Annotated in this window: 20 protein-coding genes and 1 tRNA gene; 13 read left to right on the top strand and 8 right to left on the bottom strand. The window is 69.3% G+C overall.

The genetic code is table 11. The features are described from left to right. Nucleotides 1–263 precede the first annotated feature (263 nt). Both PV679_RS20565 and PV679_RS20560 read left to right on the top strand, forming a co-directional pair. Entirely contained in the window at nucleotides 264–1,766 is a 1,503-nt protein-coding gene (locus tag PV679_RS20565) for a PP2C family protein-serine/threonine phosphatase (RefSeq protein WP_319681790.1), read from the top strand. Between the two features lie 89 nt (nucleotides 1,767–1,855). Then, nucleotides 1,856–3,337, top strand: a complete 1,482-nt coding sequence (locus tag PV679_RS20560; protein WP_319681789.1) for an aminopeptidase P family protein — start codon at nucleotides 1,856–1,858, stop codon at nucleotides 3,335–3,337. A 55-nt stretch (nucleotides 3,338–3,392) separates the two neighbouring features. Here the strand turns inward: PV679_RS20560 and PV679_RS20555 are convergent, their stop codons facing one another. Next, nucleotides 3,393–3,848 carry an ATP-binding protein gene (locus tag PV679_RS20555; RefSeq protein WP_319681788.1) on the bottom strand — a complete coding sequence of 152 codons (456 nt, stop codon included), beginning with the start codon at nucleotides 3,846–3,848 and terminating at the stop codon, nucleotides 3,393–3,395. A 191-nt stretch (nucleotides 3,849–4,039) separates the two neighbouring features. Between PV679_RS20555 and PV679_RS20550 the strand changes: the two genes are divergently transcribed. The 9 genes from PV679_RS20550 to PV679_RS20510 all read left to right on the top strand — a co-directional run bounded on the left by PV679_RS20550 (nucleotide 4,040) and on the right by PV679_RS20510 (nucleotide 14,013). Continuing rightward, on the top strand, nucleotides 4,040–4,843 hold the full coding sequence (locus PV679_RS20550) for a hypothetical protein (protein ID WP_416069760.1): 804 nt from the start codon (nucleotides 4,040–4,042) through the stop codon (nucleotides 4,841–4,843). Between the two features lie 107 nt (nucleotides 4,844–4,950). Beyond that, nucleotides 4,951–5,694 (top strand): YcnI family protein, encoded by a 744-nt coding sequence (locus tag PV679_RS20545; protein ID WP_319681787.1) that lies wholly within the window; start codon nucleotides 4,951–4,953, stop codon nucleotides 5,692–5,694. Nucleotides 5,695–5,779: 85 nt separating this feature from the next. Continuing rightward, a complete protein-coding gene (locus PV679_RS20540; protein WP_319681786.1) occupies nucleotides 5,780–6,436 on the top strand; it encodes an SCO family protein in 657 nt (218 codons plus the stop codon). After that, on the top strand, nucleotides 6,433–6,897 hold the full coding sequence (locus PV679_RS20535; protein ID WP_319681785.1) for a copper chaperone PCu(A)C: 465 nt from the start codon (nucleotides 6,433–6,435) through the stop codon (nucleotides 6,895–6,897). The genes PV679_RS20540 and PV679_RS20535 overlap by 4 nt, the downstream gene beginning before the upstream one ends. Nucleotides 6,898–6,911: 14 nt before the next feature. Continuing rightward, entirely contained in the window at nucleotides 6,912–8,951 is a 2,040-nt protein-coding gene (locus tag PV679_RS20530; protein ID WP_319681784.1) for a copper resistance CopC/CopD family protein, read from the top strand. 156 nt (nucleotides 8,952–9,107) lie between these two features. Next, on the top strand, nucleotides 9,108–10,328 hold the full coding sequence (gene efeB, locus PV679_RS20525) for an iron uptake transporter deferrochelatase/peroxidase subunit (protein ID WP_319681803.1): 1,221 nt from the start codon (nucleotides 9,108–9,110) through the stop codon (nucleotides 10,326–10,328). 97 nt (nucleotides 10,329–10,425) lie between these two features. Further along, nucleotides 10,426–11,361 carry a prephenate dehydratase gene (pheA, locus tag PV679_RS20520; protein WP_319681783.1) on the top strand — a complete coding sequence of 312 codons (936 nt, stop codon included), beginning with the start codon at nucleotides 10,426–10,428 and terminating at the stop codon, nucleotides 11,359–11,361. 547 nt (nucleotides 11,362–11,908) lie between these two features. Next, nucleotides 11,909–13,186, top strand: coding sequence for a serine--tRNA ligase (serS, locus tag PV679_RS20515; protein WP_319681782.1), 1,278 nt, complete (start codon nucleotides 11,909–11,911; stop codon nucleotides 13,184–13,186). Further along, nucleotides 13,183–14,013 (top strand): HAD family hydrolase, encoded by an 831-nt coding sequence (locus PV679_RS20510; RefSeq protein WP_319681781.1) that lies wholly within the window; start codon nucleotides 13,183–13,185, stop codon nucleotides 14,011–14,013. The genes serS and PV679_RS20510 overlap by 4 nt, the downstream gene beginning before the upstream one ends. Before the next feature lie 83 nt (nucleotides 14,014–14,096). Here PV679_RS20510 and PV679_RS20505 read toward each other — a convergent pair. From PV679_RS20505 to PV679_RS20470, 7 genes are all read right to left on the bottom strand, one after another. Then, nucleotides 14,097–14,197, bottom strand: a tRNA-OTHER gene (locus PV679_RS20505). Nucleotides 14,198–14,614: 417 nt separating this feature from the next. Continuing rightward, on the bottom strand, nucleotides 14,615–15,334 hold the full coding sequence (locus tag PV679_RS20500) for an ABC transporter permease (protein ID WP_319681780.1): 720 nt from the start codon (nucleotides 15,332–15,334) through the stop codon (nucleotides 14,615–14,617). Between the two features lie 16 nt (nucleotides 15,335–15,350). Beyond that, entirely contained in the window at nucleotides 15,351–16,262 is a 912-nt protein-coding gene (locus PV679_RS20495) for an ABC transporter ATP-binding protein (RefSeq protein WP_319681779.1), read from the bottom strand. Continuing rightward, on the bottom strand, nucleotides 16,259–17,152 hold the full coding sequence (locus PV679_RS20490; protein WP_319681778.1) for an ABC transporter permease: 894 nt from the start codon (nucleotides 17,150–17,152) through the stop codon (nucleotides 16,259–16,261). The genes PV679_RS20495 and PV679_RS20490 overlap by 4 nt, the downstream gene beginning before the upstream one ends. Beyond that, complete coding sequence (locus PV679_RS20485; RefSeq protein WP_319681802.1) at nucleotides 17,142–18,176, bottom strand: ABC transporter ATP-binding protein; 1,035 nt, start codon at nucleotides 18,174–18,176, stop codon at nucleotides 17,142–17,144. The genes PV679_RS20490 and PV679_RS20485 overlap by 11 nt, the downstream gene beginning before the upstream one ends. Nucleotides 18,177–18,836: 660 nt before the next feature. After that, complete coding sequence (locus PV679_RS20475) at nucleotides 18,837–20,042, bottom strand: hypothetical protein (protein WP_319681777.1); 1,206 nt, start codon at nucleotides 20,040–20,042, stop codon at nucleotides 18,837–18,839. Nucleotides 20,043–20,094: 52 nt separating this feature from the next. Continuing rightward, on the bottom strand, nucleotides 20,095–20,406 hold the full coding sequence (locus PV679_RS20470; protein WP_319681776.1) for a hypothetical protein: 312 nt from the start codon (nucleotides 20,404–20,406) through the stop codon (nucleotides 20,095–20,097). A 100-nt stretch (nucleotides 20,407–20,506) separates the two neighbouring features. Here PV679_RS20470 and PV679_RS20465 point away from each other — a divergent pair, with 100 nt between their 5' ends. Both PV679_RS20465 and PV679_RS20460 read left to right on the top strand, forming a co-directional pair. Continuing rightward, nucleotides 20,507–21,400 carry an LLM class flavin-dependent oxidoreductase gene (locus PV679_RS20465; RefSeq protein WP_319681775.1) on the top strand — a complete coding sequence of 298 codons (894 nt, stop codon included), beginning with the start codon at nucleotides 20,507–20,509 and terminating at the stop codon, nucleotides 21,398–21,400. Nucleotides 21,401–21,556: 156 nt separating this feature from the next. After that, entirely contained in the window at nucleotides 21,557–22,411 is an 855-nt protein-coding gene (locus PV679_RS20460) for a Cof-type HAD-IIB family hydrolase (RefSeq protein WP_416069759.1), read from the top strand. Nucleotides 22,412–22,433: the final 22 nt, after the last annotated feature.

Below are 22,433 nucleotides of genomic sequence, written 5' to 3'. Positions count from 1 at the left end.
CGCCACTCCGGGGGATGGGGCGCGGCCTACGACGGCTAAGACGCCTGGGCCTGCCGCCAGGTTCCGGGGCGGTCGCGACCGTCCCTGTCCGTCACCGTTTACGTACCCACCACGTCCGGAATGACGCTCCACCCGGGCCGTACGTGATCCCAGCTCGGAAGATCCCCTGTTGAGCGCCATCAGTCGATCGTAAAACCCAGCCAGGGGGGTCATTTTCCAGCCAAGTAAACCGTCTCACAGATACCGGCAACCCCGCCAGGACAATGCTGGACATCGCGTCAGTTGTACCTGTACATGTGGATACATTGATAGCCGCGCAGAATGACATAGGGGTTTGCGATGCTATTGAGCGAAACGCACCAGCCGGGAAGCCGGCTGCCATGAGCGCCCCGAACATGCCGAAAGTGGCTGGAATCGATTCCACAGTTCCCGCTCCCGCGCACACTGCCGCACCCCTCGACGATCTCCCGGCCGCGCCGGGCGCGCTCATCCAGGACCGGCTGGCCGGCTGGGTCTCCGATCTGACCACCCTCCACGAACTGACCGAACGCCTGGCCAGGACCCGCTCCCTGGACGACGCGCTCAATGAACTGCTCGACGCCGGAGCCGCTCTGGTCGGCGCCCGCCGCGGCCTGGTCGTGCTCGAACCGGCCGACGGTCTGGGCCCGGCCATGACCCTCGGTCTGGGGCTCGCGCACGCCGATCTCGGCCATCTTGAGACCGTGCCGCGCCGCGCCACCTCGTACGGCCGTCTCCTCGACCACTCGGGCGGCCGGGCCGAACCGGTGGCCGCTCCCGACCTGCTCGCGGACACCGGACTGGACCCGCGTCAGCGCGAGGTCGCGGCCCGGCTCGGCTACGGCGCCAGCTACGCCGTCCCGCTCGCCGCGGACACCGCCGGAGAGACACCCGGCGCCGAGAAACTCGGTGCCGCCGTCTGGCTGTACGACGAACCGGCCGAACCGGTGGAACGCCAGCGCCATCTCGTCGGCCTCTACACCCACTACGCGGGCGAGCACCTCGCGCGGCTGCTGGAACTGGAGCGGGCCCGTACCCGCGTCGCCGCCATCGCCGAGGAGCTGCTGCCCAGCCGGCTGCCCCGGATCCCGGGCATACAGCTCACCGCACGCCACCGCACCGGACCACGCGGCGGCGGCGACTGGTACGACGCGCTGCCGCTTCCGGACGGCGCCCTGGGACTGACCGTCGGCTCGGTCAGCGGCTCGGGCCCGAGCGCGGTGGGCGCCATAGGGCGGCTGCGCGCCTCACTGCGGGCGTACGCCGTGATGGAGGGCGAGGATCCCGTCGCCGTGCTCTCCGACCTGGAGCTGCTGCTGCGGCTGACCGAGCCCGCGCGTACGGCCACCGCCCTCTTCGCGTACGCCGAACCGGCCAAGCGCAAGATCCTGCTGGCCGGCGCCGGGCACGCGCCGCCGCTGGTCGTCGGCGAACGGCGCACCGAGTTCATCGAGACATCCCTCTCCGCGCCGCTCGGCATGCTCGCCTGCTGGGAGGCACCGAGCGTGGAGATGTGGGCAGCGCCCGGCGAAACGGTGCTGTTCTACACGGACGGCCTGCCGCGGCGCACCGGCGACCCCATGGACCGGGCGTTCGCCCGGCTGCACGCGGCGGCGGCAAGCGTTCCCACGGCCTTCCGGGACGATCCGGGAGCGGTCGCCGACCATGTGCTGCGGACCGTACTGCCCGACGGCGCCGGCACCTCCGGCACCGAGGATTTCGTCCTGCTCGCCGCCCGCTTTGACTGATCCGGGCCGGTTTCTCATACAGCCTCCGGGCCGTCTTCCCCTCGCACATACGATGGAAAGCCGGTCCAGAGTCGTATCAAGGAGAAAAAGTGGCTGAGGAGCTCACCCCGGAGACCCCGGAGACAGCGGAAAAGCCGGTCAAACAGAGGAAGAACGGCCTGTACCCGGGCGTGTCCGACGAGCTCGCGGAGAACATGAGGTCCGGCTGGGCCGACACCGAACTGCACGGCCTGGAGCCGATCGCGCAGGCGGCCCACACCGCCGCCCGCCGCGCCGCGCTCTCCGCGCGCTTCCCCGGCGAGCGCCTGGTCATCCCGGCGGGCAATCTCAAGACCCGCTCCAACGACACCGAATACGTCTTCCGCGCCTCCACCGAGTACGCGTACCTCACCGGCGACCAGACACAGGACGGCGTTCTCGTCCTGGAGCCCAGGGCCGGACTGGAGTCCACGGAGGCCGGCGGACACGACGCCACCATCTATCTGCTGCCGCGCTCCAACCGCGAGAACGGCGAGTTCTGGCTCGACGGCCAGGGTGAGCTGTGGGTCGGCCGCCGGCACTCCCTCGGCGAGGCCGAGCAGTTGCTCGGCATCCCGGCCAAGGACGTACGCGGACTGGCCGCCGCCCTCGCGGACGCCACGGGTCCGGTCCGTAACGTCCGCGGACACGACGCCGCTGTCGAAGCCGCGCTGACCGACAAGGTCACCGCCGAGCGCGACGAGGAACTGCGCGTCCACCTCTCCGAGGCGCGCGCCGTGAAGGACGCGTTCGAGATCGGCGAACTGCAGAAGGCCGTCGACTCCACCGTGCGCGGCTTCGAAGACGTCGTGAAGATCCTCGACAAGGCCGAAGCGACCAGCGAGCGCTACATCGAGGGCACCTTCTTCCTGCGCGCCCGCGTCGAGGGCAACGACATCGGCTACGGCTCGATCTGCGCCGCGGGACCGCACGCCACCACACTGCACTGGGTGCGCAACGACGGCGACGTACGCCGCGGTGACCTGCTGCTCCTCGACGCCGGAGTGGAGACCCACACGCTCTACACCGCCGACGTCACACGCACACTGCCGATCGACGGCCGCTACAGCGAGATCCAGCGGAAGATCTACGACGCGGTGTACGAGTCCCAGGAGGCCGGAATCGCGGCGGTGCGCCCCGGCGCGAAGTACCGCGACTTCCACGACGCCTCGCAGCATGTCCTCGCGGAGAAGCTCGTCGCGTGGGGCCTGCTGGAGGGCCCGGTCGAGAAGGTCCTGGAGCTGGGCCTCCAGCGCCGCTGGACCCTGCACGGCACCGGTCACATGCTCGGCCTGGACGTGCACGACTGCGCGGCCGCCCGCCGGGAGGCGTATGTGGACGGGACGCTGGAGCCCGGCATGTGCCTCACCGTCGAGCCGGGCCTCTACTTCCAGGCGGACGATCTGACCGTGCCCGAGGAGTACCGCGGCATCGGCGTCCGGATCGAGGACGACATCCTCGTCACGGAGGACGGCAACCGGAACCTGTCGGCCGGGCTGCCGCGCCGGTCCGACGAGGTCGAGGCCTGGATGGCGGGCCTCAAGCAGGCCTGACACATCCTGTCCCGGCCCCGCGCGGGAGGACGACGGAGGGCGCACCGCTCCGGGCTCATACGGCTCTGAGCAGGGCGCCCTCACGCCATTTCAGGATCTTGTCGAAGCTGACCACGGCGCCGTGGCCCGGCCGGTTACGGACATGCACATGATCGGCGAGCTGCTCGATCAGCCGCAGCCCCCTGCCGTTCTCGGACGTGAGCGCGGGAGCGGGCGCCGACCGCCGCACGACCCGCCTGGCGGGAAAGCCGGGGCCGGAATCAGCCACTTCGATACGGCACTTCTCACCGTCCAGATACGCGGTCACCCGATAGGCCCCGGTCTTCTCGCCGGGCCGTTCCCGCCCGCCGTGCTCGACGGCGTTCGCACAGGCTTCACTGAGCGCGACCGACAGGTCGAACGAGATGTCCGGATCAACCCCCGATGTCTCCATGGTGCCGATCAGCAGGCGCCGGGCGAGCGGAACGCTCGCGGCTTCGCGCCGCAAGTGGAGAGACCACCAGATGCTCATGCTCCAGCCTCCTGGCTACGCTCGACATACCGATACGTATTGCCCTGGATGGCGGGTGGTAAGCGCCCGACGGACGTGATAGCCCTCATTCGGCGATAGCGCACACGGCGCACAACGGCGTACAGGACAGAGCGTGATCTTCCGGACCTGCCTTACGGCGGCCTTACCGGCAGTGCGATGATGACCCGGCCATGTCTGATATGCGCGCCGGTGCCGCTCCGCGGCTGCTGAGGGCCGCGGTGTTCACCGCGGTCTGCGTCGTGCTGTCCGCGACCGGGCACGTACTGGCGGCCTGCGCGCCCATCCCCTGGTGGTCCCTGCTCCTCGGCTTCCTCGGTGTGTTCGCCGTCGCGGCTCCGCTCGCCGGACGTCCGCGCTCGACCGCGTTCACGGTCGGCGCGCTGACGGGCGGACAGCTCGCCCTGCACAGCATGTTCGGTATCGGCCAGCAGCACCTCACGATGCCGACGGGCGCCAACGACGCCCTGATCAGAATGGCCGCGAAACTGGTCTGCGGAGCGGGGCCCACCTCGCTCAGCCATGTCGACGCGCAGCGGATCGTCGCCGACGCGGGACTCGGCCCGGCGGGTCCGACGGCCGGCGCCCATCACCACATGGGCCCCGGCATGGCCACCGGCACCGGCCCCATGTCCGCCGCCGACGCACTGCTGCCCTCGCTTCCCATGGTGCTCGGACACCTGCTGGCCGCTCTCGCGACCGGCTGGCTGCTCCGCCGCGGGGACCTGGCGCTTCTGCGACTCGCCGAGCTCTCCGCGCACGGCATCGGCGAAGTGACGGAGAACACTCAGCTACGCGCCCTGCGGGCCGCCCTCGCTCTCGTACGGGCCCTGTGCTCCGGGCTGCCCGGCGTACCCGCTCCGCGTGCGCGCGCACCGCGCCACTCCTACGGCGCTCCTCCCGTACCGACCGGGGAGACACTCCAGCACACGGTGATCAGGCGCGGCCCGCCGGCCGTCCTCGCTCTCGCAGCCTGACGCGACGCGACCCGCACGGATGCGGCCGCGGTCGCGGTGCCGCCGCGCATCCGCGCGCTCCGGCCATCCCTGCCTGATCACCTTTCCCACATACCGTGGAGTGTTCTGTGTTCTCAGCCAAGATCGTGACTCGTGCCTCCGTCGCCGGCGGTATCGCCGCGGCCGCTCTTCTACTGCTCGCGGGCCCCGCCTCCGCGCACGTCGGCGTGCAGCCGGTGGGCGAGGCCGCCAAGGGCGGCTACGCCACGATCAACTTCAAAGTGCCCAACGAGCGCGACGACGCCTCCACCGTCAAGGTCGAGGTGAACTTCCCGACCGACCACCCGCTCGCCTCCGTGATGGCCGAGCCCATCGCCGGCTGGAAGATCGACATCGCCAAGAGCAAGCTTTCCAAGCCGCTGGAACTGCACGGCAGCACCATCACCGAGGCCGTCTCCAAGGTCACCTGGACCGCGGCCGGCGGCAAGATCGGACCGGGCCAGTTCCAGCAGTTCCCGCTCTCCGTCGGCCAGCTCCCCGAGGACGCCGACCAGTTGGTGTTCAAGGCCCTCCAGACGTACGACGACAAGGAGGTCGTCCGCTGGATCGAGGAGCCCAAGGAAGGCGCGGCCGAGCCCGAGAGCCCGGCGCCCGTCCTGAAGCTGTCCGCGGCCACCGAGGACGAGCACGGCGCCGCCGCCACGGAGACCACCGCCACGAGTGACGACGCCAAGCACGACGCGGCGAAGACCACGACGGCGTCCGCCGACAGCAGCGACACCACCGCCCGTGTCCTCGGCATCGCCGGCATCGTCGTCGGAATCGGTGGCGTGGCCTTCGGCGTCCTCGCCGGCCGGCGCCGTACCGCCTGACGCTCCACGCACCCGTGGCACGCGAGGCCGGGCCGGCCCCGGCTCGCGTGCCCGGGCCCCTTACTCCACAACAGGAAATACCTTCATGCGCAAGAAGACCGTGCCCGCTGCCGCCGCCTTCGCGGTGGCCGCCGCACTCGCCCTGACCGCCTGTGGCAGCGACGACGACTCCGCGAAGCCGATCGCCGATGTCTCGGCCCAGGCGAAGACCCAAGCCGCGACCGTGCTCGACCAGCCCTTCAAAAAGCCGGACCTCGTCCTCAAGGACACCAACGGGAAGACCTACGACTTCCGCGAGCAGACCAAGGGAAAGCCGACGCTGATCTACTTCGGCTACACGAACTGCCCGGACGTCTGCCCGCTGACGATGAGCAATATCGCCATCGCCAGGAAGTCCCTCCCCAAGGCCGACCAGGACAAGCTTCGCGTCGTCTTCGTCACCACCGATCCGGAACGCGACACCTCCGCCGAACTCGCCAAGTGGCTGGCCAGCGCCGGCGATCCCTCCTTCATCGGACTCACCGGCGACTTCGCCACCATCCAGGCCGGCGCTCGCCAACTGGGCATCGGCATCGACCCGGCCACCAAGGACAAGGACGGCACCGTCATCTCCATGCACGGCGCCCAGGTCATCGCCTTCTCACCGAAGACCGACGCCGGCTATGTCCTGTACGGCGAGGACGCCTCCTCGGACGACTACGCCAAGGACCTGCCGAAGATCATCAAGGGAGAGACCCCGTGACCCGCCGTGCCACCTTCGTCCTCGGCGTCGGCCTCACGGCCGCGCTGGCACTGGCCGGCTGCTCCTCGGACTCGTCCGCCTCGACCGGCAGCGCACCCGAACTGAAGGTCAGCGAAGGCTATATGCCGCAGCCCGTCAGTGATCTCGCGGCCGGTTTCCTCATCGTCACCAACAGCGGCGGCACCGCCGACAAACTCACCTCGGTCACCAGTGATCTCTCCGACAAGATCACGATCCACAGGACCGAGAACCAGAAAATGCTGATGGTGAAGTCCTTCGACATCCCGGCCGGCGGCGAGCTGGATCTCGAACGCGGTGGCAATCACATCATGTTCGAGAAAGTCAAGCAGCGTCCCCAGCAGGGCCAGAAGGTCACCATCCAGCTCCACTTCGAGAAGGCCGACCCCATCGAGGTCGAGCTTCCCGTGAAGGAGACCACCTACAACCCGGCACAGCATTAGGGGACTGAGACGCCATGACAGCCACCGCCCCGCGCTTCGGAACCGCACCACTGGTACGGCTGCTGCTCATCACCACGGTGCTTCTCGGCACCGTCTTCACCGTGCTCTCCGGCACGGCGTCGGCGCACGCCGCGCTGACCGGGAGCACCCCCGAGGACGGGGCGGTGGTCGCCGCCGCTCCCAAGGACATCACCCTCACCTTCTCCGAACAGGTCGCCATGGGCGACAGCTCTATCCGCGTACTCGACCCCACCAACAAACGCGCGGACGCCGGCACGATCCGGGACCTGAGCGGCGGAGGCACCGTCCGCTACAGCGTCGGCCTGCACGCCGGACTGCCCGACGGCACCTACACCGTCGCCTGGCAGGCCGTCTCCGCAGACAGCCATCCCGTCTCCGGCGCCTTCACCTTCTCCATCGGCGCGCCCTCGAAGACCACCGCCACCCTGCCCACCGAAGAAGCCGGCGGCGGACTGGTCGGCGTCCTCTACGACATCGCGCGCTACATCTCGTACGCCGGCTTCATCCTGCTCGTCGGCGGCGCCGCCTTCATCCTCGGCTGCTGGCAGCGAGGCTCGTCCGTACGGCCCCTGCAACGACTCGTCGTCCAGGGCTGGATCGCCCTCACCGCCGCCACACTCGTCCTGCTGCTCCTGCGCAACCCGTACACCGGCTCGGGCAAACTGGGCGACGCCTTCGACCTCGGCGGACTTCAGGATGTCCTCGCCACCAAGACCGGAGCCGCACTCGTCTCCCGGCTGCTGCTTCTCGGCGCCGCCGCACTCTTTGTCGCCGTCCTGTTCGGCGCGTACGCCAAGCGCCAGACCCCGCTGGACGAGCAGGAGAGCAAGGAGAAGAAGGACCTCACCTTCGGACTGGTCGTAGGCGGCACCGTCGTCGCGGCCGGAATCGCCGGGACATGGGCGCTCGCCGAACACGCTTCGACCGGGATCCAGGCCGGTCTCGCCATGCCGGTGGACGTCCTGCATCTGCTGGCCGTCGCGACCTGGCTCGGCGGGCTCACAGCGCTGCTCGTCGCTCTCTACCGGGCGCCCTTCATCGAGAGCGCGGCGGTACGGCGCTTCTCCCGCACCGCGTTCGTCAGCGTCGTGATACTCACCGTGACCGGTGTCTACCAGTCCTGGCGGCAGGTCGGATCCTGGTCGGCGCTCTGGGAGACGTCATACGGGCAGCTCCTGCTGGTCAAGGTCGGACTTGTCGCTGTACTGGTCGGGATCGCCTGGTTCTCCCGGCGGTGGACGGGGCGGCTGGGACAGCGGGTCGAGGCTGAGGCAACGGCCGAGCCGGGAACAGAGGCGAAGGCCGGGCCTGCGCCGGATACCGGGACCCGGACGGATACCAGGACTCGGACGGATGCGGGACGGACGGAGACCGGGGCCGACGCCGCGACGGAATCAGCGACCGGGAGGGAGACCGGAGCCAAGACCGCCGCCGCGACGACCGCGATCGGTGACAGTGAAAGAATTGCCCAACTCGCCCGCCAACGGGCCGCCATGGCGACCGCACGCCAAAAGCGCGAACGGGACGCCGACCCGGAGCGAACCGGACTGCGCCGCTCCGTACTGGCCGAGACAGGCGTCGCCGTGGTGCTCCTCGCCGTCACCACCGTGCTGACATCCACCGAACCCGGCCGCACCGCCGAGCAGGAAGCCGCCAGGACCGGCGGCACCGCCGTCGCCCCCGCGACCGAGGGCCCCGTCAACCTCAGCCTGCCCTTCGACACCGGCGGCCAGAACGGCAAAGGCACCGTACGGCTCACTCTCGACCCCGGCCGCTCCGGCGCCAATCTGATGCACATCTATGTCGACGACCCCAGTGGCCGGCCGCTGGATGTGCCCGAGGTCAAGGCCGCCTTCACCCTCAAGGCCCAGAAGATCGGCCCCCTCCCGGTCGTCCCCGAGCGCTTCGCTCCGGGACACTGGAGCGCGGACGGCGTACAGATCCCGATGCCGGGCGACTGGCAGCTCCAGGTGACCGTACGGACCTCCGACATCGACCAGACAACCGTCGACAAGAACGTGAAGATCGGCTGACCCGTGAGCGAGACCCGGCAGGACCACGACGACCGGAACCTCCGGGAAGTCCAGAACACCCAGGCCGCCCAGGCCACCCAGGCCACGCACGACACGCAGGCCACCGAGGCGGAAGGGACCGACCGCGCTCCTCGTCCCGCCGTCTCCAGACGGCGGCTGCTCGGCACCGTGAGCGCCGCCGGCGCCACCGGACTGGCACTCGGCGCGGCCGCCGGTGCCACCGGATACGCCGCCCGCCGGCCCGAGCCCGCGACCGCGCTGACCACCCTCGGCACCGGCTCCGTCCCCTTCGAAGGCGCGCACCAGCCCGGAATCACCACCCCGATGCACGCCCGCGGCCATCTCATCGCCTTCGACCTGGCACCCGGCGCGGGCCGCAAGGAAGCCGCCGCGCTGCTGCGCCGCTGGTCCGCCTCGGCGCGGTCGATCATGGCCGGCGAACCGGCCGGAAGCCGTACGGGCGGCGACACCGGTATCGCCCTCGACGCGGGACCGTCCTCGCTCACCGTCACCTTCGGCTTCGGCCGCAGCTTCTTCGACCGCACGGCCCTGACCGACCGGCGGCCCGCCGCCCTGGACCCGCTGCCCGCCTTCTCCTCCGACCATCTCGACGCCGGACGCAGCGACGGCGATCTCTGGATCCAGATCGGCTCCGACGACGCTCTCGTCGCCTTCCACGCCCTGCGCACGCTGCAGAAGGACGCGGGCTCGGCGGCCCGGGTGCGCTGGCAGATGAACGGCTTCAACCGTTCACCCGGCGCGACCCCGCACCCGATGACCGCCCGCAATCTGATGGGCCAGGTCGACGGCACCGGCAACCCGAAGCCCTCCGAGCCGGACTTCGACCGGCGGATCTTCGTACCGGCGAAACCGGCGGCCGGCACGCCGGCCTGGATGGCAGGCGGCTCCTACGCCGTCGTACGGCGGATCCGCATGCTTCTCGACGACTGGGAGAAGCTGCCGCTCGGCAAACAGGAGCAGGTCATCGGCCGCCACAAGTCCGACGGCTCTCCGCTCACCGGAGGCAAGGAGACGAGCAAGCTGGATCTCGACCGGACGGGCCCGGACGGCAAGCTCGTCGTCCCGGTCAACGCGCACGCCCGGATCTCCGCTCCCGAAGCCAATGGCGGGGCCGCGATGCTGCGCCGTCCCTTCTCCTACCACGACGGGATCGGGCCGGACGGAACCCCCGACGCGGGGCTGCTCTTCATCTGCTGGCAGGCCGATCCGCTCAAGGGCTTCGTACCGGTACAGCGCAAGCTCGACCGGGGGGACGCACTGTCGGCGTTCATCCGGCACGAGGCGAGCGGGCTCTTCGCGGTGCCCGGCGGCGCGGGCCCGGGGGAGTACGTGGGCCAGCGGCTCCTGGAGTCCTGAGCGCACACATACGGCCGCGTTCCAAGAGCCCGGCGTGCACAAGCCACGTATGAAAGGCCCGGAGTCATGAGTTCCGTCGGCGCATTAAGGTGACCGTATGTCGGCCACGCGCTACACGTATCTCGGCCCGGAGGGCACCTTCACGGAGGCCGCCCTTCGCACGCTCCCGGAGGCCGCCACCCGGGAACTGGTCCCGATGGTGTCCGTACCGGCGGCGCTGGACGCCGTGCGGAGCGGTGAGGCCGCGGCCGCGCTCGTACCGATCGAGAATTCGGTGGAGGGCGGGGTCACCGCGACCCTCGACGAACTCGCCTCGGGCCGGCCGCTGATGATCTACCGCGAGGTGCGGCTGCCGATCGCTTTCGCGCTGCTCGTACGGCCGGGGACGGCGCTCTCCGAGGTGAAGACGGTGACCGGTCATCCGGTCGCCCAGCCGCAGGTACGGAACTGGCTGCGGAAACAGTTGCCGGACGCGGTGTGGGAGTCGGCCGCGTCGAACGCCGATGGCGCGCGGCTGGTGCAGGAGGGCCGGTTCGACGCGGCCTTCGCGGGCGAGTTCGCGGCGGCTCCGTACGGTCTTGAACCGCTGGTCACAGAGATCCATGACGCGGAGAACGCGGAGACGCGCTTTGTGCTGGTGGGCCGCCCCGCGCGCCCGGCGGCGCCGACGGGTGCGGACAAGACCTCCGTGGTCATCTGGCTGGGCGACGACCGCCCCGGCGCGCTGCTGGAGCTGCTTCAGGAGTTCGCGGTGCGCGGAGTCAACCTGATGCTGATCCAGTCGCGGCCGACCGGCGAGGGCATCGGTAATTACTGCTTCGCCGTGGACGCGGAGGGTCATGTCTCGGAGCGGCGGGTGGGCGAGGCCCTGATGGGGCTGAAGCGGATCTGTCCTCAGGTGCGGTTCCTCGGGTCGTATCCACGGGCCGGAGCGTCGGCGGCGGATGTGCGGCCGCCGCGGCCCGGGACCTCGGACGCCGAATTCATCGAGGCGGCGGACTGGCTGGCACGCAGCCAGGACGGCCGCGCCTGACGAACCTGTGGATGTAGCGCAAAGTTATCCACAGGCATGCTTCTCGACCTGGGGACAAGTCGACAAGAACAACCGGCGCGGTCGACAAATCACTCCACCTGCTCCGCTTCTCGGCTCTGAGTGCCGAGGCTCCCCGGCGCCTCAGTCCCGGTGATCAACTCGCCGCAGCGAGCAATTGCCACCCGAATGAGTGTCTGAGGCGGGTTTGGGCGCCGAATTCTCCGGCCCCTGAGCAGCGATCGGAACGATCACTTCCGTAATCCACAGACTCTCCACACAGCCTGTGGATAACTTGGGCCGCACCGCGCCTCGCTGTGGACAAGATGAGGAAGAGACCGCCTCAAGTCCCTTCTCCCGCAAGGGAAGTGAGTCAAGGAGCGGCAGCGGAAGGCCTCGTTCCGGGGAATTGGATCCTCTTTATTGACGAACAGCGGGCGACCGCTCGCGGATTTCCCGACACCTCGCCCAATTGCCACAATCAAGACAAAGGGCTACGCCGAGGGATATCGAGTGGGTCGGTGTCAGCGCGCACCGGTAGCCTGGAGGGGTGATTGACCTTCGCCTGCTCCGTGAGGACCCCGACCGTGTTCGCGCCTCCCAGCGCGCCCGTGGAGAGGACGTCGCCCTTGTCGACGCCCTGCTCTCCGCCGATGAGCGACGCAGGTCGTCCGGGGTCCGGTTCGACGAGCTCCGTTCCGAGCAGAAGTCTCTCGGCAAGCTGATCCCCAGGGCCTCCGCCGAAGAGAAGTCCGAGCTTCTCAAGCGGGCGGAGCAGCTCAAGGCCGATGTCAAGGCGGCCGATGTCGAGCAGCACGAGGCCGACGAGGAGGCCAGGCGGCTCCTCCTCCAACTGGGCAACATCGTCCATCAGGATGTCCCGGTGGGCGGTGAGGAGGACTTCGTCGTCCTGGAGACGCACGGCACCGTCCGCGACTTCGCGGCGGAAGGTTTCGAGCCCAAGGACCATCTGGAGCTCGGCGAGGCGCTGGGCGCCATCGATGTCGAGCGCGGCGCGAAGGTCTCCGGCTCGCGCTTCTACTACCTGACGGGCGTCGGCGCGCTGCTGGAGCTCGCTCTGGTGAACGCGGCGATCGCACAGGCCACCGAGGCGGGCTTCATCCCGATGCTCACGCCGGCGCTGGTCCGCCCGCGCGCCATGGAGGGCACGGGCTTCCTCGGCCAGGCCGCGGAGAACGTGTACCACCTGGAGAAGGACGACTACTACCTGGTCGGTACGTCGGAGGTGCCGCTCGCCGCGTACCACATGGACGAGATCATCGACGCCGACAAGCTGCCCCTGCGGTACGCGGGCTTCTCGCCGTGTTTCCGCCGTGAGGCCGGGACGTACGGCAAGGACACCCGGGGCATCTTCCGGGTCCACCAGTTCGACAAGGTCGAGATGTTCTCGTACGTCGACCCCGCCGAAGCTCAGTCCGAGCATCAGCGGCTGCTGGACTGGGAGAAGCAGTGGCTGACCGCCCTCGGACTGCCCTTCCAGGTGATCGATGTGGCCACGGGTGATCTGGGCGCCTCGGCCTCGCGCAAGTTCGACTGCGAGGCGTGGATTCCGACGCAGGGCAAGTACCGCGAGCTGACCTCCGCGTCCAACTGCGACGGTTTCCAGGCCCGGCGGCTCTCGGTCCGGATGCGGGACGGTAAGCAGATCAAGCCCCTGTCGACGCTGAACGGCACGCTCTGCGCCGTCCCGCGCACGATCGTGGCGCTCCTGGAGAACCATCAGCAGGCCGACGGTTCCGTGTGGGTGCCCGAGGTGCTCCGTCCGTATCTGGGCGGTCGTGAGGTACTGGAGCCGGTCGCCAAGTGAGCGTCTCCCCCGTTCCTGGGACCGCTGCGGCGTTCCCTTACAAGCTCGTGGCGACCGATCTCGACGGCACGCTGTTGCGTCACGACGGCACGGTTTCCGGTCGCACGCGTGAGGCGCTCGGCGCGGTCACCTCGGCGGGCGCCGCGCACATCATCGTCACCGGACGGGCCGTGCCCTGGACGCGCCACATCCTGGACGATCTGGGCTACGACGGTCTGGCGGTGTGCGGCCAGGGCGCGCAGGTCTATCACGCTGGTGAGCACAAGCTGCTGACGTCGGTGACGCTGGACCGGCAGCTCGCCAGGCTCGCGCTCTCCAAGATCGAGGCGGAGATCGGCCCGCTGGCGCTGGCCGCGAGCCGGGACGGCCTTGACGGCGAGGTGCTGGTCGGTCCCGGTTACCGCGTGCTGGCGGGCCCGCTTCCGGTTCTCTCCGTCGACGACGTGGCGGAGATGTGGGCGGCGCCGCTCAACAAGGTGTACATCCAGCATCCGGAGCTGGACGACGACGCGCTGGCGCGAGCGGCGCGGGCGACGGCCGGCGGCCTGGTGGATGTGGTGATGGCCGGGGCGGGCGTCGTGGAGATCCTGCCGCTGGGCCTGACCAAGGCCACCGGGCTTTCGCTCGCCGCCCGCCGCCTGGGTGTCACGGCTGCGGACACGATCGCGTTCGGTGACATGCCGAACGACATTCCCATGTTCCGCTGGGCGCGGCACGGAGTGGCCATGGCGAACGCGCATGAGGAGCTCAGAAGCATGGCGGACGAGGTCACGGCGTCGAACGAGGACGACGGCATCGCGGTGGTGCTGGAGAAGCTGCTGGGCTGAGGCCGTGTCCACGGCCCGCGGCGCACCCGCGCCGCGAACGCTGTCGGCGCGGGTCTGAGCTTTCCAAGGCCCCACGTCTTCGGCGGAGGATGCGCGGATCGAACGCGCGCGGGCTTTCGCCCGACCACGGCTCACGCGATGAGACACCGTGCGAGCCGCTGCCTTGCCACTCGGCCAATCCTCCGGGTGGGGCGGCCCGCGCGGATGCGCGCTCGAAGCGGCCGCCCCCGGGCAGCGTGCCTGCGGCCGTACGGAGTGGCGGGAGCCTACTCCGGAGCCTGCGCGGCGCTGCCCTGCTGGGAACTCGACGGACGGGGATACCCGGTCATCGCCGCGCTCCTCTCCCGGTCCATGGTGTGCTCTTGACACCAACTACTGTGCCTGGGACCACTGTTCGGCGCCACTCAATATCCGTGCGCACTCAATATCCGGCGCGCGGTGTCCGTGGCTGTGCGGTGTCCGTGGCTGTGCGTTGTCCGTGGCTGTGCGGTGTCCTTGGCTGTTGCGTTGTCCTTGGCTGTGCGGTGTCCGTCCGCACGGAGCACGGCCTGCCTGACAACCCCCGCCCGCCGGACGAGGGTTGTCTCCGCCGACAGATCGCTCACTCCTCGCCCGCGAGGGTCAGCGTCCGCAGCTTCTGGCCCGCGTACCAGGTCGCGACCACGGTGACACCCACCAGCAAAACCACCGCGACCGGTAGTCCCACATCCGAGGTGATCGTGCCGGCACCACCGATCTTCTGGGCGAGCGCCAGCGACCACTGCTGGACACTGAGGGTCCGCGCGCCCGCGATCAGGCTGCCGAACAGCGCCTCCCAGACCAGCGCGTAGACCAGTCCTATGACCACCGCATGACGGCTGACCGTACCGAGCAGCAGGAAGAGCGCGCTGTAGGCGATCGAGGCGACAAGAGCCGCGACGGTATAGGCGATCGCGATCTGCTGGCCGTTGCCGTTGAGGATGTATCCGGCGACAAAGGTCGGGATCGCGGAGAAGGCCATGGTCACGGCGATCGCCACGATCAGTTTGGTGAAGATGATCGTCGGCCTCTTCAGCGGCTTGGACAGCAGATAGACGATCGACCCGTCGTCGATCTCCGGTCCGATGGCGCCGGTCCCCGCGATCACACCGATCAGCGGCACCATGGTCGCCATGGCGAAGCCGCCCAGGACGTCCGAGGCGACTTGGTCGTCCGCGCCGTTGAAGGCACGGACGGCCGCCGCGATGAGGATCAGCAGAGCGGGCAGCACGAAGAGGATCGCGGCCCGGCGCCTGCCGAGCAGGGCCCGGTAGGTGAGCCGGGCGACTGTGGGGTTGTACATGACGTCACAGCTCCTTTCAGGCCGTTACGAGATAGGAGAAGACCGATTCGAGGGACTCGTCCGAGGGCGAGACCGTGAGCAGTCGGATGGAGTGTTCACGAGCGACCCGCGGCAGCAGTTCGGTGAAGCGGCCGAAGTCGACCGCCTGGATACGCAGCGCGCCCTCGGCGAGGTCCACCTCGATACCCGCCGTCGACGGATCGGCGATCAGCGCCGCGGCGAGCGCGCGATCGTCGCTGGACCGTACGAGATAGCGGTGCGGCCGGTCGGTCATCAGCCGGCGGATCTTGCGGAAATCTCCGGAGGCGGCATGGCGACCGGCCACGATCACCTCGATGTGCGAGGCGAGTTGCTCGACCTCCTCCAAGATATGGGAGGAGAAGAGGACGGTGCGGCCCATGGCGCCCATACGCCGCAGCAACTCCATGAGCTGCATGCGCTGGCGTGGGTCCATACCGTTGAAGGGCTCGTCGAGCAGCAGCACCGACGGGTCGTGGACCAGCGCCGATGCCATCTTCACCCGCTGGCGCATTCCTTTGCTGTATGTCGCGATCTTGCGGTCCTGCGCGTATTCCATCTCCACCGTGGCGAGCGCCGCGCGGGCCTCCCTGGCACCCAGCCCGTGCAGTTCCGCGTTGGCGACGACGAAGTCGAGACCGGTGAGGAAGTCGTACATCGCTTCCCGCTCCGGCACGATGCCGATCTGCCGGTACACCGACTCGTTGCGCCAGATCCGCTGTCCGTCGAGGGTGACGGTGCCGGTGGAGGGAGCGAGGAAGCCTCCCATCATGTTGATGAGAGTGGACTTGCCGGCGCCATTGGGGCCGAGCAGTCCGGTGACTCCGGGTCCGATCGTCATCGTGACGTCGTTGACGGCCACCACGTTGCCGAACCAGCGCGAGGTGTGGTCGATATTGATGGTGGTCACAGCCCGACCTTCCGGTAACGGCGCATGAGGACGGCGTACGAGCCGAAGACGAGCGCGAGGACGGCCAGCAGATAGACCACGCCCACACCGGCCGAGGGTCCTGCTTCGCCGGGGAACGCGGAGGTGGCGCCCAGGAAGGCGGTCTGTACGCCGTCGATGAGCGTGATCGGCGAGAAGAGGCCGAGCCACTTGACGACGCCGCCCGACCCCGACTGCCAGGCGATCGCCTGGACGGTGGAGACCGCGCCGTACGAGATGGTCAGGGTGGCGATCACAGCGGCGACTCCGAAGCCGCGGCGCGGTGTGAGCGCCGCCATCACCAGGCCGAGTCCGCCGAAGAGGATGGAGAGCAGCGCCACCGACACCAGTCCCTGGCCGAATCCCTCGGTCTGGTCGGCGAAGTCCATCTTGGCCAGCAGCGAGCCGGCATAGAGGACGACGAGCGGCGCCGCGGTCAGCACGAAGAGCGCCGAGGCCATCGCGCCGTACTTCGCGAGGACGTAGTCGATGCGCTCGATCGGACGGGAGAAGTAGAGCGGCACGCTCTTGAAGCGCAGATCGCGGGAGACGGACTGCGGAGCCTGCGCGGCGAGATAGAGACCGATGACGGCCTGGGTGACGATGGCGTAGCGCGTGTAGTCCAGCGGCAGGTCCTTCAGTTTCGTCGAGACGGCGACCGCGACGATGATGGCCGCGGGCAGGCACATCACAGCGAAGAGGATCATCGGCAGGACCTTGGACTTGGCCGAGCGGCCGAGTCCGTAGGCGCCGCGCAGGGACTGCGAGTAGAGGGAGCGGCGGGCGTAGGCGCGGCCGAGCCGCTGTCCTTCGTATTCGCGGTACCCGATGTTGTGGATCCGAGTGTTCTCGGTCCCGGTCTCAGCGCTCATCACGGACGCCTTCCTTCCGCTGTGCGTACGGAGCGTCGGTGGCCGCCGCCGCGTCCGGCTGTTGAGCGCCGGCGGCGTCCGCCGTCCCGGCCGCTCGCGGCCGGAAGACCTCGGCGATGTGATGACGCCGCTGTTCCATCCGTACGAGGCCCAGGCCGAGTCCGGCGACGGTGTCGCGGACGGTGTCGTACGTCTCCTCGCCCGTGGCCTCGACCAGCAGGATGTGGCCCGCTCCGGGCAGCCCCTCCTCCATGCCGTCATGGAGTGTGATTCCGGCCGAGATGAGGGATTCGCGCAGCGCGCGCGTGCCGTCCGGATGCGTGTCCGTGTCGGTGACCTCGACGGCGAGGGTGGTGGTGATCTGGGTGAAGTCGCTGGTGGAGCTGGAGCGCAGCAGCTTTCCGCCGTCGATGACGACGACATGGTCACAGGTGCGCTCCAGCTCGCCGAGGAGGTGCGAGGTGACCAGGACGGAGATGCCGAAGTCGGTGTGGACACGGCGGATCAGCCCGAGCATCTCGTCGCGGCCGACCGGGTCGAGACCGTTGGTCGGCTCGTCGAGCAGGACCAACTGGGGGTCGTGGACCAGCGCCTGGGCGAGTTTGACGCGCTGTTTCATGCCGGTCGAGTAGCCGCCGATGGGGCGGTACCGCTCCTCGTAGAGGCCGACATGGCGCAGCGTGTCCGCGGTGCGCTCGCGGGCCGCGGTCGGAGGGAGTCCGGACATGCGCGCCATATGTACGACGAACTCGGTGGCCGAGACGTCCGGCGGCAGGCAGTCGTGCTCGGGCATGTATCCGACGCGTTCGCGGATGGCGCCGCCGCTGGTGGCGACGTCGAGCCCGAGCACCGAGGCCCGGCCTTCCGTGGCGGGGGACAGACCGAGCAGGATCTTGATCATGGTTGACTTGCCGGCTCCGTTGGCGCCCACCAGACCGGTCACGCCGGGTCCGATGTCCAGGGAGAGCCGGTCAAGCGCGGTCACCCGGGGGAACCGTTTGCTGAGGCTTTCGGTCACGATCACAGTCACGGTTCGACGGTAGTGGCGCGGGCCACATCGAACGTCAGACCAGGCGGTTGGATCGGTGTCCCCCTCCAGATGGAGGGACCCGTAGGGGGCCGGGGATCCAGGGCCGGTCCGCCCCTGAGTTGTCCACAGGCGATGGCGTCTTCTGGACCGCTTGGGGCACTGGATCGGACAGCGGGCGGCATCCACTCCGCGCCGGGCCGGCCAGCCCCTCGGTCAGGGCGCCAGGTCCTGGCACATCTACCTGCCGCACACGCCCGTACTGCCGGAGCCGGACGCGGTGAACGGCGCCTGGCTCCACCGTGTCAATGTCCGGGCCCGGCTGCGCAGACCGCGCTCCCGGCGAGGAACCCGGAGGCTCTTGCCTTAATTAACGACAAAGCGGGATACATTATCCAAATCAGGAAGAATTCAACCAGTGTTGTCCACAGAACCGCCGAAACAGTCTGTGGATAAGTCGAGTTGACTGTGGATCAAACCTATGCGCGACGATTACTTCCCCATAGGCGGCGGCAAACCGAGGAAAGCTCCCGCGATGGACCGCAGGTGAGTGGATCGGCTCGGTCGGCCGACCCGCGAGCCAACTCTCCGGCGCCGGTGGCTCATCCAGCGGCTGCTCGGGCTCGCGCGGTTCCGCCGTGCCCTCGTGAACGGTGGCTACCGGCGGCCGGCGGCGAGCTCACCCAGCCGGTCGCCGATCACGGAGACGCCCGGACGGGGCTCGTTCTCGTAGTACCAGGGCTTGCGTCGCCGCAACAGAGCCTCGCCGTGCTCGCTCCAGGTGAATCCGGGCTTCCGCAGGACCTTCCGGAACACCGCGTCGGTCGTCGCCGGGTGGGCGGCGGCCAGTCGGCGGATCGGCAGTGGCGTGATCGACTCCTCGCGCAGGTACGTGCGGAGCAGATCCTGGTACTGCCTGCGGCCTGCGCGGGCGGGGTCACCGAAGAGGTCCCGCAGCGTCCCGTAGTCCGCGTAGAAGTTCAGGCCGTCGACCTCGTCGTAGATGACACCGATGGTGTCCGAGTCCGCCAGTTCTCGCGGCAGTTCGAAGAGAGGCACGTCCCGGCCGCGGAGCCGCCTGCCCCGGGCACGGCCGGGCTGTCCGGCGACGGCGGCCTCCCGGCGGTGGCGGTAGTAGGCATTGAGGCGGTCCTCGGCTTCGGCAGGCGGAAGGACCAGTTCATCGCCACCGCAGAACTCGACGAACGCGGCCCGGTCTTCCCGCATCCGCTGCCATCCCTGCTCGATCTTCTCAGGGTTGCGGAAGACAAGCTCGGGCCGGCTGGTAGCCAGTTCGAGCGCCGCCTGGGCGATCTCGGAGGCGCTGGACCTGGAGTAGTACGACATCGCCCCGGACACCAGCCACGCCGCGTCGGCCGAGTGAACGGGCACCAGGCAGGTGTGGAGGAATCCTCCCTCGGACACTCCGCGGAACGCCGTCCGTCCGACATTCGAGTACGTGCGGTACTTCAGGTCGTCGACCAGGTTCAGCAGGACGACGGCATCCCCTTCCTCGCGCTCGATCTCGAAGATGCCCTCGACCGGGTCACGCCAGCCGAGCAGTGTCTCCCGGTCGGCCGCGGTCAAGTCCTTCCGCCCGGCGACGAACCGGTCCACCACGGTCGAACCGTCCGGCAGGCGGTACCGCAGGATGAAGTGGTCGGTGATCCGGATCGCCGCGCCCTCGTCCAACTGCCGCTCGGGCCCCGCGGCCTCCAGCAGGAGGGGCGTCAGCCACCGGTCGAAGCGGGCGCTCCGCGCGAAGGCGACCAGCTCCCGTTTCAACTCGGCGGCGCGCTCGATGAGGCCGGTCAGCGACGGTTCACCGGCGCCCTGCTGTGCGCCCTGTACGGCATCAGTCACGTTGAGCCCTTCCCTACAGGCCAGTTCCGTGTGAAGTGTGAGGTGCTCGGCCTCAACCGGCCCAGAGACGGTACGCGTCGATCCATTCCGTGCCGTCGGGCGCCGGGCCGGGCAACGGCAGCTCCAGGATCCCGATCGACTGACGGATGCCGCCGCGAGTGCACAGGGCGACGATCCCGCCGTCCGGCGTGAGGTCGACGCCCCGCACGGTTACCTCGACGCCGAGAACCGCGGTGGTGAAGGGCACGTCGAGGTGCTCCTCACGCATGGTGAACAGACCGGTCAGCTGTTCGTCCTCGTTGTAGGCGTCGGCAGTCGCCTCTTCGATCATGGCCTTGAGTTCGGCCCTGCCCGCCGTGTCCATGGAGCAACATTAGCGATCGGCGGGCTGCCGCCGGGCTGCTTCCCGCACCTGCTCCACCTGCGCGGCCGTGGCAGCCGGCGGCCCGCGTATCGTCTACGGCATGCGTCTGAGTACGGTGATCCTCCCCGTCTACCGGTGGGGCGAAGGGCAGAAGATTTGGCGGCGGGCCGAGGAGCTGGGGTTTCACGCCGCGTACACGTACGACCACCTGTCGTGGCGTACGTTCCGCGACGGGCCGTGGTTCGGCGCGGTCCCGACCCTGACCGCGGCGGCCACCGCCACCGAGTGGATCCGTCTTGGCACACTGGTGACCTCCCCGAACTTCCGCCATCCCGTGACGCTGGCCAAGGACCTGATCACGCTGGACGACGTGTCCGGCGGCCGGATCACCCTGGGCGTAGGGGCCGGCGGCAATGGCTTCGACGCGACGGCCCTGGGACAGGAGCCGTGGACACCCAGGGAGCGGGCCGACCACTTCGCGGAGTTCGTGCCCCTGCTGGACCGGCTGCTGACGGAGCCCTCGCTGACCTGGCGCGGCACCCGCTACTCCGCTGTGGAAGCACGCAACATCCCGGGCTGCGTGCAGCGTCCCCGTATTCCGTTCGCGGTGGCCGCGACCGGCCCGCGCGGGCTGAAGCTGGCCGCGGCGCACGGGCAGGCATGGGTGACAACGGGCGACCCGAAGCTGTTCGAGACGGGCACCCCGGAGCAGTCGCGGGACGCCGTCCGGGAGCAGATCGACCGGCTGGGCGCCGCCTGCGCGGAGATCGGCCGGGACCCGAGCGAACTGGACAAGGTCCTGCTCACCGGCTTCACACCGGACCGGGACCGCCCCATGGAATCCCTCGACGCCTTCGTGGACTTCGCCGGCAGGCACTTCGCGCTCGGCATCACCGAGATCGTGATCCATTCGCCGATCCCGGACTCGTACTTCGCGGCCGACCAGAAGGTGTTCGAACAGATCGCCACCGAGGCGCTCACTCAGTTGAGCTGATCAGCCGGCACGCATACGTCGCGGCCCGCACGGCGGGTCGCCGGAGGCGCGGCCGGTCACGCACCGGCCGCGCTCCGCCGTGGCGCGGCGGTAACGGCCCACACGTCCTCTCAGATGTGCGACCCTCCGCACGCCCGTGCGCATCCGTACGTGAGAATGGGCGTCGTGAACCCGCCTAACGACTCCCCGCTCCCCGCCAGGCCCCGGCTCATCGCCACCGATCTGGACGGCACCTTGCTGCACGACGACAAGTCCGTCTCGGACCGTACGGTCGCCGCGCTCGCCGCCGCGGAGAAGGCCGGGATCGAGGTGTTCTTCGTCACCGGACGCCCGGCCCGCTGGATGGATGTCGTCAGCGACCATGTCCACGGCCATGGCCTGGCGATCTGCGCCAACGGGGCCGCGGTCGTCGATCTGCACGCCGACGCGAGGCTGCTGCGGGTCCGCCCGCTGGACCGCGCGACGGCTCTGGAGGTCGTACGGGCCTTGCGCGACGCCGCTCCGGGGACGACCTTCGCGGTCGAGCTGACCACCGGCATCCACCGCGAGCCGGCGTACCCGCCGTTCCATCAGGACGCCGGGGTGACCGTCGCCAGCGCCGAGAAACTCCTCCACGAGTCGGACCCCGGCTCCGCCGCACCCGTGCTGAAGCTGCTCGTCCACCACACCGACCTGACGCCCGACGGCTTCCTCGCGCTGGCTCGTACGGCGGTGAGCGACCGCGCGTCCGTCACCCGCTCCAGCCCGACCGCGCTCCTGGAGGTCAGCGGCCTGGGAGTGAGCAAGGCGAGCACGCTGGCGCTGTGCTGCGCCGAACGCGGCATCTCGTCCGACGAGGTCGTCGCCTTCGGAGACATGCCGAACGATCTTGAGATGCTGACCTGGGCCGGGACCTCGTATGCGATGGGCAACGCCCATCCGGACGTGCTCGCCTCCGCCTCCGGACGTACGCTCACCAACAATGAGGACGGCGTCGCGGTCGTCATCGAGCGGATCCTGGCGGGTGCGTAGCACCCGGTCGCGGGCCCGCTGA

The organism is Streptomyces sp. AK02-01A, assembly GCF_033795305.1.
In the GTDB taxonomy this organism is placed as follows: domain Bacteria; phylum Actinomycetota; class Actinomycetes; order Streptomycetales; family Streptomycetaceae; genus Streptomyces.
Note: the sequence above shows the minus strand (reverse complement) of the source record. Positions and strands in the feature narration are given on the sequence as shown.

Bases quoted from the DNA above. Each gene is read 5' to 3' on its own strand.
- PV679_RS20565 (WP_319681790.1), top strand. From the start codon at position 264: ATGCTGGACATCGCGTCAGTTGTACCTGTACATGTGGATACATTGATA.
- PV679_RS20555 (WP_319681788.1), bottom strand. From the start codon at position 3,848: ATGAGCATCTGGTGGTCTCTCCACTTGCGGCGCGAAGCCGCGAGCGTT.
- pheA (WP_319681783.1), top strand. From the start codon at position 10,426: ATGTCGGCCACGCGCTACACGTATCTCGGCCCGGAGGGCACCTTCACG.
- PV679_RS20465 (WP_319681775.1), top strand. From the start codon at position 20,507: ATGCGTCTGAGTACGGTGATCCTCCCCGTCTACCGGTGGGGCGAAGGG.
- PV679_RS20540 (WP_319681786.1), top strand. From the start codon at position 5,780: ATGCGCAAGAAGACCGTGCCCGCTGCCGCCGCCTTCGCGGTGGCCGCC.
- PV679_RS20500 (WP_319681780.1), bottom strand. From the start codon at position 15,334: ATGTACAACCCCACAGTCGCCCGGCTCACCTACCGGGCCCTGCTCGGC.
- PV679_RS20490 (WP_319681778.1), bottom strand. From the start codon at position 17,152: ATGAGCGCTGAGACCGGGACCGAGAACACTCGGATCCACAACATCGGG.
- PV679_RS20550 (WP_416069760.1), top strand. From the start codon at position 4,040: ATGTCTGATATGCGCGCCGGTGCCGCTCCGCGGCTGCTGAGGGCCGCG.
- PV679_RS20460 (WP_416069759.1), top strand. From the start codon at position 21,557: ATGGGCGTCGTGAACCCGCCTAACGACTCCCCGCTCCCCGCCAGGCCC.
- PV679_RS20470 (WP_319681776.1), bottom strand. From the start codon at position 20,406: ATGGACACGGCGGGCAGGGCCGAACTCAAGGCCATGATCGAAGAGGCG.
- PV679_RS20530 (WP_319681784.1), top strand. From the start codon at position 6,912: ATGACAGCCACCGCCCCGCGCTTCGGAACCGCACCACTGGTACGGCTG.